The sequence below is a fragment of the Pseudomonas artemisiae genome (assembly GCF_057128685.1).
In genome coordinates this window covers 114,001-131,744 of sequence record NZ_JBSKHS010000005.1, presented here as the reverse complement: position 1 = coordinate 131,744, position 17,744 = coordinate 114,001, and the positions used below count along the sequence as shown (strand labels likewise).

At 61.8% G+C, this 17,744-nt stretch carries 19 protein-coding genes; 17 read left to right on the top strand and 2 right to left on the bottom strand.

Going from position 1 to position 17,744, the window contains the following annotated elements; translation table 11 throughout:
• Positions 1 to 3 precede the first annotated feature (3 nt).
• From plsX to ACWKV4_RS08090, 11 genes are all read left to right on the top strand, one after another.
• A complete protein-coding gene (gene plsX, locus ACWKV4_RS08140; RefSeq protein WP_483831573.1) occupies positions 4 to 1,038 on the top strand; it encodes a phosphate acyltransferase PlsX in 1,035 nt (344 codons plus the stop codon).
• A gap of 91 nt (positions 1,039 to 1,129) precedes the next feature.
• On the top strand, positions 1,130 to 2,068 hold the full coding sequence (gene fabD, locus ACWKV4_RS08135; protein ID WP_483831572.1) for an ACP S-malonyltransferase: 939 nt from the start codon (positions 1,130 to 1,132) through the stop codon (positions 2,066 to 2,068).
• 16 nt (positions 2,069 to 2,084) lie between these two features.
• Positions 2,085 to 2,825, top strand: coding sequence for a 3-oxoacyl-ACP reductase FabG (fabG, locus tag ACWKV4_RS08130; RefSeq protein ID WP_483831571.1), 741 nt, complete (start codon positions 2,085 to 2,087; stop codon positions 2,823 to 2,825).
• 195 nt (positions 2,826 to 3,020) lie between these two features.
• The gene (gene acpP, locus ACWKV4_RS08125; protein ID WP_077047035.1) at positions 3,021 to 3,257 is read left to right on the top strand and encodes an acyl carrier protein; all 237 of its coding nucleotides are present in this window, start codon (positions 3,021 to 3,023) and stop codon (positions 3,255 to 3,257) included.
• Positions 3,258 to 3,365: 108 nt separating this feature from the next.
• Complete coding sequence (gene fabF, locus ACWKV4_RS08120) at positions 3,366 to 4,610, top strand: beta-ketoacyl-ACP synthase II (protein WP_483831570.1); 1,245 nt, start codon at positions 3,366 to 3,368, stop codon at positions 4,608 to 4,610.
• On the top strand, positions 4,610 to 5,425 hold the full coding sequence (pabC, locus tag ACWKV4_RS08115; protein WP_483831569.1) for an aminodeoxychorismate lyase: 816 nt from the start codon (positions 4,610 to 4,612) through the stop codon (positions 5,423 to 5,425). The genes fabF and pabC overlap by 1 nt, the downstream gene beginning before the upstream one ends.
• Positions 5,426 to 5,427: 2 nt before the next feature.
• Positions 5,428 to 6,531, top strand: coding sequence for an endolytic transglycosylase MltG (gene mltG, locus ACWKV4_RS08110; RefSeq protein ID WP_483831568.1), 1,104 nt, complete (start codon positions 5,428 to 5,430; stop codon positions 6,529 to 6,531).
• Positions 6,532 to 6,542: 11 nt separating this feature from the next.
• A complete protein-coding gene (gene tmk, locus ACWKV4_RS08105; RefSeq protein ID WP_483831567.1) occupies positions 6,543 to 7,175 on the top strand; it encodes a dTMP kinase in 633 nt (210 codons plus the stop codon).
• Positions 7,168 to 8,151: a DNA polymerase III subunit delta' gene (locus ACWKV4_RS08100; RefSeq protein WP_483831566.1), complete on the top strand. Its 984-nt coding sequence runs from the start codon at positions 7,168 to 7,170 to the stop codon at positions 8,149 to 8,151. Before tmk ends, ACWKV4_RS08100 begins: the two co-directional genes overlap by 8 nt.
• 30 nt (positions 8,152 to 8,181) lie before the next feature.
• Positions 8,182 to 8,538: a PilZ domain-containing protein gene (locus ACWKV4_RS08095; protein ID WP_483831565.1), complete on the top strand. Its 357-nt coding sequence runs from the start codon at positions 8,182 to 8,184 to the stop codon at positions 8,536 to 8,538.
• Between the two features lie 24 nt (positions 8,539 to 8,562).
• A complete protein-coding gene (locus tag ACWKV4_RS08090) occupies positions 8,563 to 9,342 on the top strand; it encodes a TatD family hydrolase (RefSeq protein WP_483831725.1) in 780 nt (259 codons plus the stop codon).
• A 214-nt stretch (positions 9,343 to 9,556) separates the two neighbouring features.
• On the opposite strand, the gene ACWKV4_RS08085 is transcribed toward ACWKV4_RS08090, so the two are convergent.
• Positions 9,557 to 10,687, bottom strand: coding sequence for an aminotransferase class V-fold PLP-dependent enzyme (locus tag ACWKV4_RS08085; protein WP_483831564.1), 1,131 nt, complete (start codon positions 10,685 to 10,687; stop codon positions 9,557 to 9,559).
• Positions 10,688 to 10,756: 69 nt separating this feature from the next.
• Between ACWKV4_RS08085 and ACWKV4_RS08080 the strand changes: the two genes are divergently transcribed.
• Complete coding sequence (locus tag ACWKV4_RS08080) at positions 10,757 to 11,392, top strand: TetR/AcrR family transcriptional regulator (RefSeq protein ID WP_483831563.1); 636 nt, start codon at positions 10,757 to 10,759, stop codon at positions 11,390 to 11,392.
• A gap of 71 nt (positions 11,393 to 11,463) precedes the next feature.
• On the opposite strand, the gene ACWKV4_RS08075 is transcribed toward ACWKV4_RS08080, so the two are convergent.
• Positions 11,464 to 11,871 (bottom strand): hypothetical protein, encoded by a 408-nt coding sequence (locus ACWKV4_RS08075; RefSeq protein ID WP_483831562.1) that lies wholly within the window; start codon positions 11,869 to 11,871, stop codon positions 11,464 to 11,466.
• Positions 11,872 to 11,967: 96 nt separating this feature from the next.
• Between ACWKV4_RS08075 and dinG the strand changes: the two genes are divergently transcribed.
• The 5 genes from dinG to ACWKV4_RS08050 all read left to right on the top strand — a co-directional run bounded on the left by dinG (position 11,968) and on the right by ACWKV4_RS08050 (position 17,726).
• Positions 11,968 to 14,112, top strand: a complete 2,145-nt coding sequence (gene dinG, locus ACWKV4_RS08070) for an ATP-dependent DNA helicase DinG (protein WP_483831561.1) — start codon at positions 11,968 to 11,970, stop codon at positions 14,110 to 14,112.
• Between the two features lie 96 nt (positions 14,113 to 14,208).
• Positions 14,209 to 15,354, top strand: a complete 1,146-nt coding sequence (locus ACWKV4_RS08065) for a serine hydrolase domain-containing protein (RefSeq protein ID WP_483831560.1) — start codon at positions 14,209 to 14,211, stop codon at positions 15,352 to 15,354.
• A gap of 119 nt (positions 15,355 to 15,473) precedes the next feature.
• Positions 15,474 to 16,493 (top strand): OmpA family protein, encoded by a 1,020-nt coding sequence (locus ACWKV4_RS08060; protein WP_483831559.1) that lies wholly within the window; start codon positions 15,474 to 15,476, stop codon positions 16,491 to 16,493.
• Between the two features lie 14 nt (positions 16,494 to 16,507).
• Positions 16,508 to 17,155, top strand: coding sequence for a pyridoxamine 5'-phosphate oxidase (gene pdxH / locus ACWKV4_RS08055; protein WP_483831558.1), 648 nt, complete (start codon positions 16,508 to 16,510; stop codon positions 17,153 to 17,155).
• A 106-nt stretch (positions 17,156 to 17,261) separates the two neighbouring features.
• A complete protein-coding gene (locus tag ACWKV4_RS08050) occupies positions 17,262 to 17,726 on the top strand; it encodes an outer membrane lipoprotein (protein WP_483831557.1) in 465 nt (154 codons plus the stop codon).
• Positions 17,727 to 17,744: the final 18 nt, after the last annotated feature.

The following is a 17,744-nucleotide window of genomic DNA, read 5'->3' as shown; positions in this document are numbered from 1 at the left end:
TCCTTGTCCGCTCAGATCATCGCGATCGACGCAATGGGCGGGGACTTCGGTCCCCGCGGCATTGTTCAGGCCTGTGTGGCCTGCCTGTCTGAACACCCCTCGTTGCACCTGGCCCTGGTAGGGCAGCCCACCCCCCTTGAACACCTGCTCGCGGCCCATCCGGGTGTCGACCGCTCACGGCTGTCCGTCATGCCGGCGTCCGAGGTCATCGACATGAGCGATAAACCGGCCCAGGCCCTGCGCGGCAAACCTGACGCCTCCATGCGCGTGGCATTGCAAGCGCTACGGGACCGCAAGGTGCAGGCAGTGGTTAGCGCAGGTAACACCGGGGCGCTTATGGCGTTGTCCAGGCATGTGCTCAAAACCCTGCCGGGGGTGGACCGCCCTGCCATGGTGGCCGCCATTCCTACCCGTACAGGGCATTGCCAGCTGCTGGATTTGGGGGCCAACGTGGACTGCACCGCCGAGCACCTGTACCAGTTCGCCTTGATGGGCGTGGTGGTGGCTGAGGCCCAGGGCGTTTCGCGTCCTCGGGTAGCGCTACTGAATGTGGGTACCGAGGACATCAAGGGCAACCAGCAGGTCAAGGCTGCCGCGGTTCTTCTGGAGGCGGCGCAACTCAACTACATCGGGTTTGTAGAGGGTGACGGCCTGTACCGCGGCGAAGCTGACGTGGTGGTATGCGACGGCTTCGTGGGCAATGTACTGCTCAAGGCCAGCGAAGGGTTGGCCAGCATGATCGGTGAGCGCATCGAAGCTCAATTCTGCGGTGGGCTGGTTGCGCGCCTTGCGGGTTTGGTGGCCCTGCCCGTGCTGCGGCGGTTGCGCGAGGAGCTCGTGCCGGCACGGCATAACGGCGCCAGCTTCGTGGGCCTGCAAGGCATTGTCGTAAAAAGCCATGGCGCTGCAGGCGCGCAAGGCCTGCAAGTGGCCATAGAACGGGCTCGGCGGCAGGTGGCGGACGATCTCCCGCGCCAGCTGAGCCTTGGCCTGGCCACTAAGCTGCCCTCGCTACCTGGGCATGAGGGTAGAATGTGACCGGCCGGTTTCGGCTACCATCCAACACTGGGTTTTCGTTCCTGGCCTGGCCAGGGCATTTTCGACCACAGCATTAATAAGGGCGTGTTCAATGTCTGCATCCCTCGCATTCGTCTTTCCCGGGCAAGGCTCCCAGGCCGTGGGTATGCTTGCCGATCAAGCAAAGCAGCACCCCCTGATTGGCGAGGCCTTCAAGGAAGCGTCCGAGGCGCTTGGCTATGACCTGTGGGCCTTGACCCAGCAGGGGCCAGCCGAACAGCTGAACCAGACCGACAAAACCCAGCCTGCCATTCTTGCCGCGTCCGTGGCCCTGTGGCGCCTGTGGCAGTCCGAGGGCGGCGAAGCCCCGGCTTATGTGGCCGGTCACAGCCTGGGTGAGTACAGCGCGCTGGTAGCCGCCGGTAGCCTTGGCCTGGCCGATGCCGTGGGCCTGGTCGAGCGCCGTGGTCAATTGATGCAAGACGCCGTGCCAGCCGGGCAGGGCGGCATGGCCGCGATTTTAGGCCTGAAGGACGAAGACGTGATCGCTGCCTGTGCCGAAGCGGCCAATGGCGAAGTGGTAAGCGCGGTGAACTTCAACTCCCCAGGCCAGGTGGTGATCGCGGGCGCCAAGGCGGCCGTCGAGCGCGCCATCGAGGCGTGCAAGGCCAAGGGCGCCAAGCGCGCCATGCCGCTGCCGGTGAGCGTACCCTCCCACTGCGCGCTAATGAAGCCTGCCGCCGAGCGTTTTGCCGAGGCCGTGGCAGCCATTGCCTGGCGGGCACCCACTGTCCCTGTGGTGCAGAACGTTACCGCTACCGTGCCTGCGAGCCTGGACGACCTCAAGCAGAACCTGCTGGCACAGTTGTACATGCCGGTACGCTGGGTCGAATCCGTAGCCTTGCTGGCACAGCAGGGTGCCCATCGTTTGGTTGAGTGCGGCCCTGGCAAGGTGTTGTCCGGGCTGAACAAGCGCTGCGCGGATGGCATCGAGACTTTCAATCTAGATACACCCGAAGCCTTTGCCGCCGCCCGCGCGGCCTTGGCCTGAAACAGGAGAAGCTGGCATGAGCCTGCAAGGTAAAGTGGCACTGGTGACCGGTGCCAGTCGTGGCATTGGCCAGGCGATCGCCCTGGAACTCGGCCGCCAGGGTGCTGTGGTAATCGGCACCGCAACCAGCGCGTCAGGCGCGGAGCGCATCAGCGCCACCCTGAAAGAACACGGCATTGAAGGCCTGGGCCTTGAGCTTAATGTGTGCAACGACGAATCCGTCGCCGCCGCTCTGGCTGCCATCACCGAACGCTTCGGCGCGCCGGCGATTCTGGTGAATAACGCCGGTATTACCCGTGACAACCTGATGCTACGCATGAAAGACGACGAGTGGTTCGACGTGGTCGATACCAACCTGAACAGTCTGTTCCGCCTGTCCAAGGCTGTGTTGCGTGGCATGACCAAGGCGCGTTGGGGGCGGATTATCAGTATCGGCTCGGTGGTGGGTGCCATGGGCAACGCTGGGCAAGTAAACTACGCCGCGGCCAAGGCAGGCCTAGAAGGCTTCAGCCGTGCTCTGGCGCGTGAAGTCGGGTCGCGGGGCATCACGGTCAACTCGGTTACGCCAGGCTTCATCGACACCGACATGACTCGTGAGCTGCCTGAAGCGCAGCGTGAAGGCCTATTGACTCAGATCCCCCTGGGCCGTTTGGGTCAGGCTGAGGAAATCGCCAAGGTGGTAGGCTTCCTGGCCTCCGACGGCGCGGCTTACGTCACCGGCGCTACCGTTCCCGTGAACGGCGGCATGTACATGTGACCCAGCTCAATAGGGCGTTACAGAAAAAATGTCATACGTAGCGGCCGAAAATCCGTTATAAAGCTGCATCCAAATTATAGAGGTCGCTGGCCGGCGTTCAGTGGGGGTACGCATTCTGCTTGAAATGCGGGGTCCTTCCTATAAACTTACTCACCGGCCAGTTGCCAGACTATCCACTAGGAGTGAAAACTAGGTATGAGCACCATCGAAGAACGCGTCAAGAAAATTGTTGCCGAGCAACTGGGCGTCAAAGAGGAAGAAGTGGTCAACACGGCGAGCTTCGTCGAAGACCTGGGCGCCGATTCTCTTGACACCGTCGAGTTGGTAATGGCGCTGGAAGAAGAATTCGAAACCGAAATTCCAGACGAAGAAGCCGAAAAAATCACCACCGTTCAGGCTGCTATCGACTACGTCACTACCCACCAGGCCTGATTGTCGTACTCGACGCTTCTTGTTTAGGAGAAACCGCACTGCCTCAAAGGCGTGCGGTTTTTTCTTTAATGAGGCAAGAGGTTGAAACAAAGTATTAAGGAGAACACTGTGTCGCGTAGACGCGTCGTGGTCACTGGAATGGGCATGCTCTCGCCCCTGGGCGTTGACGTACCTGGCACCTGGCAGGGCATTCTGGCCGGCCAAAGCGGCATCGGTCCGATCGAACACACGGATTTGTCAGCGTTTTCCACCCGTTTTGGTGGCTCAGTCAAAAATTTCGATGTGGCGCAATACTTGTCGCCCAAAGAGGCGCGCAAGCTCGATCTGTTCATTCAGTACGGTTTGGCCGCAGGCTTTCAGGCCGTGCGCGACGCGGGTCTGGACATCACTGACGCTAATCGTGAGCGTATCGGTGTGGCCATGGGCTCCGGCATTGGCGGCCTGACCAACATCGAAGACACCTGCCATACCTTGCACGACCAAGGCCCACGGCGGATTTCGCCGTTCTTCGTGCCGGGTTCGATCATCAATATGATTTCCGGCTTTCTGTCCATTCACTTGGGTATCCAGGGGCCGAACTACGCCATCTCCACCGCATGCACCACCGGTACCCACTGCATTGGCATGGCGGCCCGTAACATCGCCTATGGCGAAGCCGATGTAATGATCGCGGGTGGTGCGGAAATGGCGGCCTGCGGCCTTGGCATGGGTGGTTTTGGCGCGGCCAGGGCACTGTCAACGCGCAACGACGAACCCACTCGGGCCAGCCGCCCGTGGGACAAGGGCCGGGATGGCTTCGTGCTGTCCGATGGCGCGGGTGCTCTGGTACTCGAAGAGTTCGAGTACGCACGGGCCCGAGGCGCGCGTATCTATGCCGAGCTGATAGGGTTTGGCACCAGTGGCGACGCCTTCCATATGACCTCGCCGCCTGAAGACGGTGCCGGCGCTGCCCGCTGCATGGTCAATGCCCTCAAGGACGCCAACGTCGCACCGAGCGACGTGCAGTACATCAATGCCCATGGCACCTCTACCTCGGCGGGGGACCTGGCCGAAGTACGCGCCATCAAGTCAGTGTTCGGCGAGCATGCCCATTCGCTTGCCGTAAGCTCCACCAAGTCCATGACCGGCCACTTGCTCGGCGCCGCGGGCGCGGTCGAGGCTATTTTCAGCGTGTTGGCGATCCGTGACCAGATCGCGCCGCCAACCATCAACCTGGATGAGCCCGACGACGATTGCGACCTGGACTTCGTGCCCCATGAAGCCCGGCGGATGCCCATTGACGTGGTGCTGTCCAACTCCTTTGGCTTTGGTGGGACCAACGGCTCTTTGGTGTTTCGTCGGTTCAGCGAGTAATGGACGCTTGGGTCGATGGCAGCCCCAGCGCCACGGTAGACGTGAGCAATCGTGGCCTGGCCTACGGCGATGGGCTGTTTGAAACCATTCGCGTAAAGGGCGGCAGGCTTACCCTTGTGCACCGCCACCTGGAGCGCTTGCGGCTTGGGTGCCAGCGGCTAGGCGTGAACCTCGACCAGGCTCAGCTCGAACAAGAGCTCGCCGCCTATGCCGCCGAGTTAGGGCAGGGCGTGCTCAAGCTGCTGGTCACCCGTGGCGACAGCGCCCGCGGCTACACGCCGGACCCTAACGCACCCGCCCGGCGCGTTCTGATGGGCGGGCCACTGCCCCAGTATCCCGCTGAACGGCAATCCGAAGGCGTGGCGCTTTATCCTTGCGCCACGCGGCTTGCCGAGCAGCCGGCGCTTGCCGGACTCAAGCACCTGAACCGGCTTGAGCAAGTAATGGCGCGGGCGGAGTGGGAAGGTACCGAACTGGCCGAGGGGTTGATGCGCGATACCCAGGGGCGGGTGGTCGAAGGGGTATTCAGCAATCTGTTTCTGGTCAAGGATGGCGTGCTCTGCACCCCCGACCTTAGCCGTTGCGGCGTAGCGGGCACCCTGCGTGCGGAGCTCTTGGCACGGCAGGCCGCGCAGGGGCAGCCGGTACGGGTCATGGAGGTGTCAATGGCCTACCTGGAAGCAGCCTCTGAGGTGTTTTTGTGCAACAGCGTTTATGGCATTTGGCCCGTACGCCGGTGCGGCGAACTGGCTTGGCCGGTAGGCCCTCACACCCGTAAACTTCAGCGCTTGGCCTGCGAACTTCTGGATATCTGACGGTGCTACGCAAATTTCTGCTTTTGCTTCAAACCCTGCTGCTGCTGGCCGCGTTGTCGATAGGGGCAGTGGCATGGCGCATTCATGCGGTGCTGGAGCAGCCCATAACCGTCCCGGCCGATACGCTGGTAGACGTCCCCTCAGGCGCGTCTCCAGGGGGTATGCTCAATCGGCTTGAAGATCAGGGTGCTCTGTATGGCGCGTTCTGGGCACGCCTGTATTGGCGCTTCAATCTTGAAGGCCAAGCCTTGCATACCGGGGAGTATCGAGTAGAGCCCAACACCACCTTGCGCCAGTTGCTGAGCCTCTGGCAGCGCGGGGAGGTCGTGCAATACAACCTGACCCTGGTCGAGGGCTGGACCTTCCGGCAAGTACGAGCCACCTTGGAGCGCCAGGAAAAGCTCAAGCAAACCCTGGCAGGCCTGAGCGATGAGGACGTGATGGCCAAGATCGGCCACCCTGGCGTGTTCCCTGAAGGGCGGTTTTTCCCTGATACCTACAGTTACGTCAAAGGTATGACCGACCTTCAGCTACTGGAGCAAGCCTATGCCCGTCTGGACGCGGTGCTCGCCCAAGAGTGGCGAGCCAAGGCCGACAACCTGCCTTACAGCGAACCCTACCAGGCGCTGATCATGGCCTCCTTGATCGAGAAGGAAACCGGCGTGCCTCAAGAGCGTGGGGAGATCGCTGGGGTGTTCGTGCGCAGGCTTGCCGCGGGCATGTTGCTGCAAACCGACCCGACGGTGATCTATGGCATGGGCGAGCGTTATACCGGGCGCATCACCCGCGCCGACCTGCGCGAGGCAAGCCCGTACAATACGTATCTGAACGCTGGCTTGCCGCCCACGCCGATTTCCATCGTGGGTCGCGAAGCCATCCGCGCCGCGCTTAACCCTGCCTCCGGCAGCAGCCTGTACTTCGTTGCCAAGGGCGACGGCAGCCACGTGTTCTCGGACGATATCGACGCCCACAACCGCGCGGTGCGCCAGTACCAACTCAAACGCCGCGCCGATTACCGCTCCAGCCCTGGGCCCACGCCTGAACCCGAGGCCCCTGATGCGCCTGTTGCACCGGCAACCCCCGAGCAGGCGCCGCAACAACCATGAGGAGTACCTGAGTGAGCGGTTTGTTCATTACCCTGGAAGGCCCGGAGGGTGCCGGCAAAAGCACCAACCGGGACTTCATCGCCGACCGTCTGCGCAGCGCGGGCCTGGACGTGCAGTTGACCCGTGAGCCTGGCGGTACCCCCCTGGCCGAGCGGATTCGCGAGCTGCTGCTGGCGCCCAGCGACGAGCCCATGGCCGTGGATACCGAGCTATTGTTGATGTTCGCCGCCAGGGCCCAGCATATCGAGCAGGTGATTCGCCCGGCATTGGCCAGGGGGGCGATTGTATTGTGCGATCGATTTACCGACGCCACCTACGCCTATCAAGGCGGCGGCCGAGGCGTGGCCCTGACGCGAATCGCCGAGCTGGAGGCGTTCGTACAAGGCACGCTTCGGCCACACCTTACCTTGATCTTCGACCTGCCCGTGGAAACCGGCCTGGCCCGCGCCGCTGCCCGCGGGCGCCTGGACCGGTTCGAGCAGGAGCCGCGAGGCTTCTTTGAGGCCGTACGCGGCGCGTACCTGGCGCGGGCCGAGGCGGCTCCGCAGCGTTACCGCATCATCGACGCCAGCCAGCCCTTGGCGCAGGTTCAAGCGCACCTTGGGCAAAGCCTGCCGCAGTGGCTGGAGCTTGCCCGTGGCTGAGCTGTACCCCTGGCAAACCGCGCTCTGGCAGCAGTTCAGCGGCCGCCGGGAGCATGCTCACGCCTACCTGTTGCATGGCCCTCAGGGGATCGGCAAACGGGCACTGGCCGAACGGCTAATGGCATTGTTGTTGTGCCAAGTGCCTGGCACCGACCCCTGTGGTGGGTGTAAAAGCTGCCTGTTGTTGAATGCTGGCAGCCACCCGGACAACTTTGTGCTCCAACCCGAAGAAGCCGACAAGGCCATCCTGGTAGACCAGGTTCGGCGGCTGGTTGAGTTCGTGGGCCAAACCGCCCAGTTGGGCGGGCGCAAGGTGGTGCTGATCGAGCCGGTAGAGGCCATGAACCTCAATGCCTCCAACGCGTTGCTCAAAAGCCTGGAAGAGCCCTCCGGCAATACCGTATTGCTGTTGGTGAGCCATCAACCCAGCCGCCTGTTGCCGACCCTCAGCAGCCGTTGTGTGCGGCAACCTTGCCCCTTGCCCACGCCCGCCGAGGCTGCCCAGTGGCTGGCCCAAATGCTGCCCGGCACTGCTGCCGAGGCTCAGGCAGACTTGCTGGCCCTCGCCCAAGGCTCTCCCCTTGCCGCCAGAGCGCTGCACGAGCAAGATGCGCTGGCTCAGCGGGCACAGGTGGTCGAAGGGGTCAAGCGGCTGCTTAAGCAACAGCAAAGCCCTACCCAACTGGCGGAAAGCTGGAACGCCCTGCCGTTGATCTGGCTGTTCGATTGGTTTTGTGACTGGTCACAGCGGGTGCTGCGGTTCCAGTTGACGCAAGATGAAAGCGCCCTAGGCTTGAACGATATGCGCAAGGTGTTGCAATACCTTGCGCAGAAGGCCCCCATCGGCAAGGTAGTGGCGGTGCAGGACTGGCTGTTGCAGCACCGCCAGATGGTGATGAGCAAAGCGAACCTCAACCGGGTGTTGTTACTCGAAACCTTGCTTGTGTCTTGGTTGGCATTGCCCAGTCAGGGTTAACCGGTGTTCTTCTGGCAGTAAGGATGATCCATGAACCAGCCGATCGCTCCGGGTCCGCGCAGCGGTATTCTGTCGCTGACCATCAAGGACAAGGCAGTACTGTATGCGGCCTATATGCCCTTTATCAAAAATGGTGGATTGTTCATTCCCACCGCCAAGAGCTATCGATTAGGCGACGAGCTGTTCATGCTGCTCAACTTGATGGATGAACCCGAGAAAATCCCGGTGGCGGGCAAGGTCGCATGGATTACCCCTCGCGGCGCCCAGGGCAACCGCGCCGCCGGTGTTGGCGTTCAGTTCAATGACGGTGACGCCACCGCGCGCAACAAGATCGAGACCTACCTTGCCGGTGCGCTCAAGTCGGACCGGCCGACTCATACCATGTAGATGCCCATGACCTCCAACGCACCACTGCTTATCGATTCTCACTGCCACCTTGACCGCCTTGACCTGAGCGCCCACGGCGGTTCCCTGGACGCCGCCCTGGAGGCGGCACGCGCTAGAGGCGTAGGCCATTTTCTCTGCATCGGAGTCAGTGCCAATAATGCCCAGGCCGTGCGCGAACTGGCAGAGCGCTATACCGATGTGGAGTGTTCGGTAGGGATTCACCCGCTGGACGTCAGCCCTGAGGGTATGCCAAGCCTGGGCTGGCTGTTAGGTGAACTGGACCACCCGCGGGTGGTGGCCATTGGCGAAACCGGCCTGGACTACCACTACGAGCCGGAGACCGCCGAGCAGCAGAAAGCCTCGTTCCGGTTGCACCTGGAGGCCGCCGGCGCCACGGGCAAGCCGGTGATTGTACATACCCGGGCAGCCCAGGCCGATACCTTGGCATTGCTGCGCGAGGCGGCGCTGCCCCAAGGCGGGGTGCTGCATTGTTTCACCGAGGATTGGGCCATGGCCAAGGCAGCCCTGGACTTGGGGTTCTATATTTCGCTCTCTGGCATCGTGACCTTCCGTAATGCCGAGGCACTGCGCGAGGTCGCGCGGCAGGTGCCAGCCGATCGCTTGCTGGTCGAAACCGACTCGCCCTATTTGGCGCCTATTCCCTACCGGGGCAAGCCCAATCTGCCGCAGTACGTGTACGAAGTGGCCGCCTTCCTGGCTCAGCTACGTGGCGAGGCCTTCGACGCCTTCGCGGCCCAGACCACCGCCAACTTCCGCCGCCTGTTCCCGCTTTCAAGGGCCTGAACACAGGCCAAAAAAAACCCGGCCTTTAGGGGAGCCGGGTTAAGACCATTAGGAGTAAAACAAAGGTGCGCGGTTCGTGGGCACCTTTATCGAAACGCCACTTGGGGGGTATGGTGTATCGACATTTTCAGTATTGGCCAGCCTGGCTATTCTTCCACTGAGAGTGTGATCACTTTTTAAACAGTTTTGGAATCAACACGAAGGCTTTGAAGCCTTATACGCTCAGTTGGCGAATAACCTCCAAGGCTTGAGCGATCGTTTGATCGCTGGTATAGAAATGCGGTGAAAGCCGCACGCCCTTGCCCCGAGGTATGCAAACCACGCCAGCGGCCATCAGGGCCTTATGCAACGCCAGGCTATCCTTGCCGGCCACGCTGAAGGACAAGATACCGGCCCTGCGTTCTGGCGACAGCGGCGAATGAATGCGCGCGCCAGGTATCTGTTCGATACCTTCGATCAGTTGTACGACCCGCTCTTCGATCAGTTGCGCCACTTGGGCCATGCCGACTTCTTCAAGCAGGCCGAGGCTGGCTTCCAGCGCCATGGTGCCTAAAATATTTGGGCTACCGCACTCAAAGCGCCGAGCGCTATGGGCTGGCTCCCAGCTTTCACGGGTGTAATCGCCCATGTGTTCGAGCATGTGCCAGCCAAATTCCTGCAACCGCAGGTGAGGGCGAAGCTCAGGGCGACAATAGAACACGCCCAGGCCTTCAGGGCCCAGCATCCACTTATGGCCGTCGGCCATGGCGAAGTCGCATTCATAAGCCTGCACATCGAAAGGGGCGGCCCCTAAGTGCTGAATGGCATCCACGCAAAACAAGACATCCAGCTCGCGGCAGCCTTGGCCCAGCTTGACCAAGTCCATCTTCAGGCCGCTGGCATATTGCACGGCGCTGATAGCCATCAACCGGGTGCGCGGGCCACAGGCGGCCAGCAGGGCGGCTTCAGGGTCTTCACCCGCCAAGCTGACCTTGATCACGTCTACGCCCTGGGGGGCCAGTGCTTCCCAGACGATCCGGTTGGACGGGAACTCTTCATCGCTGATGACCACTTGGTCGCCCGTTTTCCATTCAAGCCCGAACGCCACGAAGGACAGCGCCTCGGAGGTATTTTTCACCAAGGCGATATCGTCGCTGGACGCGGCGTTGAGCAACCGCTGCAAGCGCTCGCGCAAACGTTGCTCTACCTGTAGCCAGTCGGGGTAGTCTCGGGCCCCGGTGAGGACGTTCTCTTGGGCAAAACGCGCCACGGCGTCAGCGCTGCGCTTGGGCCATGGCGACACCGCCGCATGGTTGAGGTACAACAGGCCTGGGGCCTGGGGGAATTCCTCTAAAAACCTGGACATATGTGGTTGATCCGTGCAATTTGACGCCAATTAGGCATAATACCCGCTTCGATTGAGCCCGGTCCGTGTATGCAAAAAGAACCTCGAAAGGTCCGCGAATTTCGCCGTAGGGAACAGGAAATCCTCGACACGGCCCTCAAGCTGTTTCTGGAACAGGGCGAGGACAGCGTTACGGTGGAAATGATCGCCGATGCCGTGGGCATCGGCAAAGGGACGATTTACAAGCACTTTAAGTCCAAGGCGGAAATTTACCTGCGCCTGATGCTCGATTATGAGCGGGACCTGAATACCTTGTTACAGTCCTCGGACCTGGACCGTGACAAAGAAGCCTTGTCCCGGGCGTACTTCGAGTTTCGCATGCGCGACCCGCAGCGTTATCGACTGTTTGATCGCTTGGAAGAAAAAGTGGTCAAGGGCAGCCAGGTACCCGAACTGGTTACCGAATTGCATAGCATACGCGCTTCGAACTTTGACCGGCTGACCCAGCTGATCAAGGGCCGTATCGACGAAGGCAAGCTTGAAGACGTACCACCGTATTTCCACTATTGCGCCGCGTGGGCCTTGGTGCATGGCGCGGTTGCGCTGTATCACTCTCCGTTCTGGAGCAATGTGCTGGAAGACCAGGAAGGGTTTTTCCAATTCCTGATGGACATCGGCGTGCGCATGGGCAACAAGCGCAAGCGCGACGGGGATAGCCACTCGTAGGGGCGAGCACAAGCTCGCGAAGATACGACACAGGCAACCCATGACGCACGGTTCGTCAGCGTTACTGGCTTCTACAGCAAATGAAACATCACCACCGTGCCTACTAACAGAGCCCCAGCCGCTATAAGTTGCAAGCGCACATTTCTTTCCAGGCGCGCCGCCAAGCGGGTTTCCCCGGCATCGCGAGCCTGCTGCAACTCATTCAGGCGCAGCAGGCTGACCCGTGCCAGCAGTGCACCGGCGGCCACCGTTGCCCCAATCTGCCATTGCGCAAGCCGAGGCGCTGTTTCCAGGCCAGGGTAACGGGCCTTGAACTCCATTACCGTACACAGCACCAGCGCGCCTAGACACGCCCAAGCCACGCCGCATGCCCGCCGGGCCCTGGGCAGGTGACCGGTATTCGCAGCGCTAGCCCCCAACGCCAGGCAGCAGCCCAAGGCCGCCAGCGTGCTACCGTAAAGAAAAGTTATGGAGTTCATCGGGGTTTCGTTCGGCGCCTTTGGTAATAGGGGGTATGATAGCGACCTTCCTGAAACACTGATAATCCATCCAGCCCTTTTGGGCGCTCGGGCCACATGCTTAGCACTGAACTCAAATCCTCTATCCAGGGCGCGTATAGCCGTTTTCTCGAAGCCAAGGGGTTAAAAGCCCGTTATGGTCAGCGGCTGATGATCGCTGAAGTAGCCAGGGCCTTGGGCGCGGTGCCCTGCGACGAAGAGGGCAGGCGCACGGGTGACCCGGCTGTGGTCGCCGTTGAGGCCGGCACCGGTACCGGTAAAACGGTTGCCTACAGCCTGGCGGCCATTCCCGTGGCCAAGGCCGCGGGCAAGCGCTTGGTTATCGCCACCGCCACGGTCGCGCTGCAAGAACAGATCGTCCATAAAGACCTGCCCGACATCATGCGTAACGCAGGCCTGAACTTCAGCTTCGCCTTGGCCAAGGGCCGGGGTCGCTACCTGTGCCTGTCCAAGCTGGATGCCTTGCTGCAAGAAGGGCAGGCGCAGAACGCAACCGCACAGTTGTTCGAAGACGAAGGCTTTTCCATTGACGTGGACGAAGCCAGCCTCAAGCTGTTTACCAAGATGATCGAAAAGCTGGCGGGCAACCGCTGGGACGGGGACCGTGATAGCTGGCCAGAAGCCTTGGAAGACCCTACCTGGGCCCGGCTGACCACCGACCATAGCCAGTGCACCAACCGCCACTGCCCGAACTTCCAGCAGTGCGCGTTCTATCGAGCGCGGGAAGGCATGGGCAAGGTCGACGTGATCGTCACTAACCATGACATGGTACTGGCCGACCTCGCCCTCGGTGGCGGGGCCGTGCTGCCCGACCCCAGGGACACCCTGTACGTCTTCGACGAAGGCCATCACCTGCCGGATAAAGCCATCGGCCACTTCGCCCACTTTACCCGGTTGCGCTCCACCGCCGACTGGCTGGAGCAAACCGCCCGCAACCTCACCAAGCTGTTGGCTCAGCACCCGCTGCCCGGTGACCTGGGCAAGTTGATCGAGCAAGTGCCAGAGCTGGCCCGCGAGCTTAAGGCCCAGTTGCAGTTTATGTTCGGCGCCTGCGAGCAACTGGCCGATTTTCGCCCTGGCGAGGACATGGAAGGGCGCGAGCGGCCGCGGCATCGCTTTGTCGCTGGTGTGGTGCCAGAGCATATTCGCGAGATGGGTGCTGAGCTCAAACAAGGCTTTGCCCGCCTGACCGACCTCTATACCCGCCTGGCCGAACTGCTCAAGGAAGGCATGGAAGGGGAGAAGAACATCGGCATCGCCAGCCACCAGGCCGAGGAGTGGTACCCCCTGTTCGGCAGCCTGCTGGCCCGCGCCCAAGGTAGTTGGGAGTTATGGGTGGCCTTTACCGCTGAAGATCCCGAAGGCAGCCCGCCCATGGCCCGCTGGCTTACCCTGGTGGAAGTCGGCTCGATGCACGACCTGGAAGTCAACGCCAGCCCGATTCTTGCGGCGGAGATGCTGCGGCGCAACCTCTGGAATGTCGCTTTTGGCGCCCTGGTTACGTCTGCCACCCTGACCGCGCTTGGGCGTTTCGATCGTTTCCGCATGCGCGCCGGGCTGCCACGCGACGCGGTCACTGCCGTTGTTCCCAGCCCTTTTCACCATGCCGACGCCGGCGTGTTGCGGGTGCCAGACCTACGCGCCGACCCGCGGGACGCGCCGGCCCATACCGCGGCGATCATCCGCGACCTGCCAGGCTTGGTGGAGGGTTCACGCGGCTCACTGGTGCTGTTTTCGTCCCGGCGGCAGATGCAGGACGTATTCGACGGCCTCGACCGCGAATGGCGCCGCCAGGTGTTTATCCAAGGCAACCTGTCCAAGCAGGAAACCCTTAATAAGCACAAGGCTCGCGTGGATGGCGGCGAGAGTAGCGTGCTGTTCGGCCTGGCGAGCTTCGCCGAAGGCGTGGACCTGCCAGGGGCCTACTGCGAGCATGTGGTCATCGCCAAGATTCCCTTTGCGGTGCCAGACGATCCGGTAGAAGCGGCGCTGGCGGAATGGATCGAGGCCCGTGGCGGCAACCCGTTCATGGAAATCGCGGTGCCAGATGCCTCCTTGCGGCTGATCCAGGCCTGCGGTCGGTTGCTGCGCACCGAGCAGGACCGCGGCATGATCACCTTGCTGGATCGCCGCGTGGTCACTCAGCGTTACGGCAAGGCTATCCTGGATGCGTTGCCTCCGTTCCGCCGGGAGATCGGCTGAGGTGTTATCGCCGCCCGCCTGCATGGGCGGCTTCACAAAGCCGCTAATCGCTGAAACAATGCGCAGCAATTTTATCGCCCTCCGCTGGAGTAGCGCTTGCTGATACAAGGCCATTATTCCCTGGAATTCGAAGCGGTGCGTGATGCATTCGCCGCCCTGTTCGAGGATCGCCAAGAGCGCGGTGCGGCTTTGTGCGTGCAAGTCAATGGCGAAACGGTCATCGACGTGTGGGCCGGTACCCGGGACAAAGACGGCGCTGAGGCCTGGCACACCGATACGATCGTCAACCTGTTCTCGTGCACCAAAACCTTCACCGCGGTAGCCGTGTTGCAGCTTGCCGCCGAGGGCAAGTTAAGCCTGGATGCGCCCGTGGCTCGCTACTGGCCGGAGTTCGCCGCCAACGGCAAAACCTCGATCACCGTTCGGCAGTTGTTAAGTCATCGAGCGGGGTTGCCCGCGTTGCGTGAGCTGTTGCCCGCCGAAGCCCTTTATGACTGGGAGGCCATGACCACGGCGTTGGCCGCCGAACAGCCCTGGTGGGTGCCAGGTACCGCCCATGGTTACGCAGCCATGACCTACGGCTGGTTGTTGGGTGAGCTGATTCGCCGGGTCGACGGGCGCTCGCCAGGTCAAGCCATCGTCGAGCGGGTAGCGGCGCCCCTGGGGCTGGATTTTCATATAGGGCTGGCCGACAACGAATTTCATCGCGTGGCCCATGTGGCGCGAAGCAAAGGCAACCCAGGGGACGAAGCTGCCCAGCGGCTATTGCACGTGACCTTGCGCGAACCCCAGGCGCTTAGCACCCGTGCATTTACCAACCCGCCGTCGATTCTTACCAGTACCAACAAGCCTGAGTGGCGACGCATGGAGCAACCCGCCGCCAATGGGCATGGCAATGCGCGCAGCCTGGCGGGCTTCTACCAAGGGTTGCTGGACGGCGAATTGCTCGACGGCGAATGGCTCGATGAGCTGACCCGCGAGCATAGCCTTGGTGATGACCTGACGCTGCTTACGCCTACCCGCTTTGGCCTGGGCTGCATGCTGGATCAGCCCGCCCGTGCCAACGCCACGTTTGGCATGGCCGCGAGCGCGTTCGGGCACCCAGGCGCAGGTGGGTCGGTAGGCTTTGCCGACCCCTATCATGGCGTAGCCTTTGGTTTTGTGACCAATACCTTGGGGCCCTACGTTTTGATGGACCCCCGTGCCCAACGCCTGGCGCAGGCGGTAGCCAATTGTGTGTAGGAATCGGCAAACTGGCGCGACCGACGGTAATCCACTCAGCCTCGAATGTTCTACCATCCAATCAACAATTTAAGCGGGTTTGTTAACCCGATTTATTGACTTTACTTTCCGGATCGATCATGTACGCCAAGAAGACTCTCGCTTTCGCACTGTGCCTGGCTATCACCGGCTGTGCCCACACCTCGCAGGAAGCGCCGTCCAACCCTAATGCGGGCTGGTGGCCGTTCGGCGAGCCGTTCGGCAAGGAGGCCCCCGCCAAGGAGGTCGCCAAGGACAACAGCGTAGAGCAGGCTGTACAGGATCGCGTTGCCAAGGCCGATGCGGCGTCCGACGTTAAGGCGGGTAGCGAGGGCCGCTGGTGGTGGCCGTTCGGTAATAGCGACAAGCCAACCGCTGCGACCAACCCTAAAGGGGCACCGGCGTCTGCCATCGCCGCGGCGGCCAAGGTTGACCCGGCCGTCACCCAGGCTTGGATGGACGCCTATGAGCCGAAATTGCGTGAAGCGATTCGCGGCAGCAAATTCGAGCTGCAGCGCGGCGAAAGTATGTTCGTGGTCACCGCGCCGGTAGACGGCTCGTTCAACCCTGACCGCCCAGCCATGTTGTTGCCCGTATCCCTGGGGCCTATCACCAATGTGGCCAAGGCCCTGGAGGGCGACACCAAGACGTCCGTGCTGATTCTGGGACATGCCGATTCCTCCGGTGCGGCGGACCTGAACAAAAAGGTCAGCCTGGAGCGTGCGCAGTCCATCGCAGCGATTTTCCGCCTAAGTGGCTTGCAACGTAACCGCCTCAGCCTGCGTGGCATGGGCGCGGTCGTGCCTCGCGCGGCTAACGACAGCCCGGCTGGGCGCTCGCTCAATCGCCGCGTGGAAATGCTGGTGACCCCAGATAGCGGCATGGCTATGTTGATGGCCAAATATGACCAGCCCACGCCGGTAGCAGCGGCTTTGGTGGCGCTGCAGGATGTAAAAGCACTGCCAGATGTGCCTAAGGCTGCCCCTGCGTCACCTGCCAACAAAACCGCCGGCGCCAAGAAGGCTTCGAGCAAGCCTGCGACCGCCGCCAAAAAGAAAGCAGCGCCAGCCAAGAAAGTGGCAGCCAAAAAGCCCGCTGCTGACCAGCAAGCCAAGAACTGACCAGGCCGCCACCGATGAGCAAATCCCTGGCCGATATGCGCCGTGACTATACCCGTCATGGCCTTACCGAAAGCGAAGCGCCAGCGGACCCGCTGTTGCTGTTTCGACAATGGTTCAACGAGGCGGTAGAAACTGAGCAACTGCCGGTCGAAGCCAATGCCATGACCTTGGCTACGGTCGACAGCGAGGGGCGTCCGCATTGCCGGGTGCTACTGCTCAAGGGCCTGGATGACCAGGGCTTTACCTTCTTTACCAACTACGAAAGCGCAAAGGGCCAGCACCTGGCCTTGAACGCGTTCGCGGCCATGACCTTCTTCTGGCCCACCTTGGAGCGCCAGGTGCGCATCGAAGGGCGGGCGCTCAAGGTAGCGGCGGCGGAGTCCGAAGCCTATTACCAGGTGCGCCCTCTAGGCAGCCGCATCGGCGCCTGGGCTTCGCCCCAAAGCCGGCCGATTGCAGACCGCGCGGAGTTGGAAGGGCTGCTCGAGGCGACCCGCGAACGCTTCGGAGACACCCCCCCCACTTGCCCTGAGCATTGGGGCGGTTATCGCCTGGTGCCGGACCGGATCGAATTCTGGCAGGGGCGCTCTAGCCGCCTTCATGACCGCCTGGATTACCGCCTGCACCATGGCACCTGGGAGCGGCAACGTCTGGCACCCTGACCAGTGCTTACCCGTGTGTCCGTAAATCCACTTCAAAATATCCGCGTTTCGTGCCACGCTTCGGAAGACGGTGTCTAATAGCCGTATGTCCTACGGAGTGTGATCCATGCGTAATTCTGTTGTTCTAGCGACCTGTTTCACGGCCATGACCCTGCTGCTGGGTGGCTGTACGTCTAACCTGACCGGTGACTCTTACTCGCGAGATGAAGCGCGCCGCGTGCAAACCGTGCGCATGGGTACCATCGAATCCCTGCGCCCTGTAAAAATCGAGGGTACCAAAACGCCTATCGGTGGTGGCGCGGGCGCCATCGTCGGCGGTGTAGCGGGCAGCGCGGTAGGTGGGGGGCGTGGCAGCATCGTGGCGGCGGTCATCGGCGCCGTGGCCGGCGGCCTGTTGGGATCGGCGACCGAAGAAGGCCTGACCCGTGCCCAGGGCGTGGAAATCACCGTACGCGAAGACGACGGCAGTACCCGTGCCTATGTGCAGCAGGTGCAAGAGAATGAGATCTTTCGGGTGGGCGAGCGGGTACGCATCATGACCGTGGACGGTACCAGCCGCGTCAGCCACTGATACTTGGTTGATAGGCAA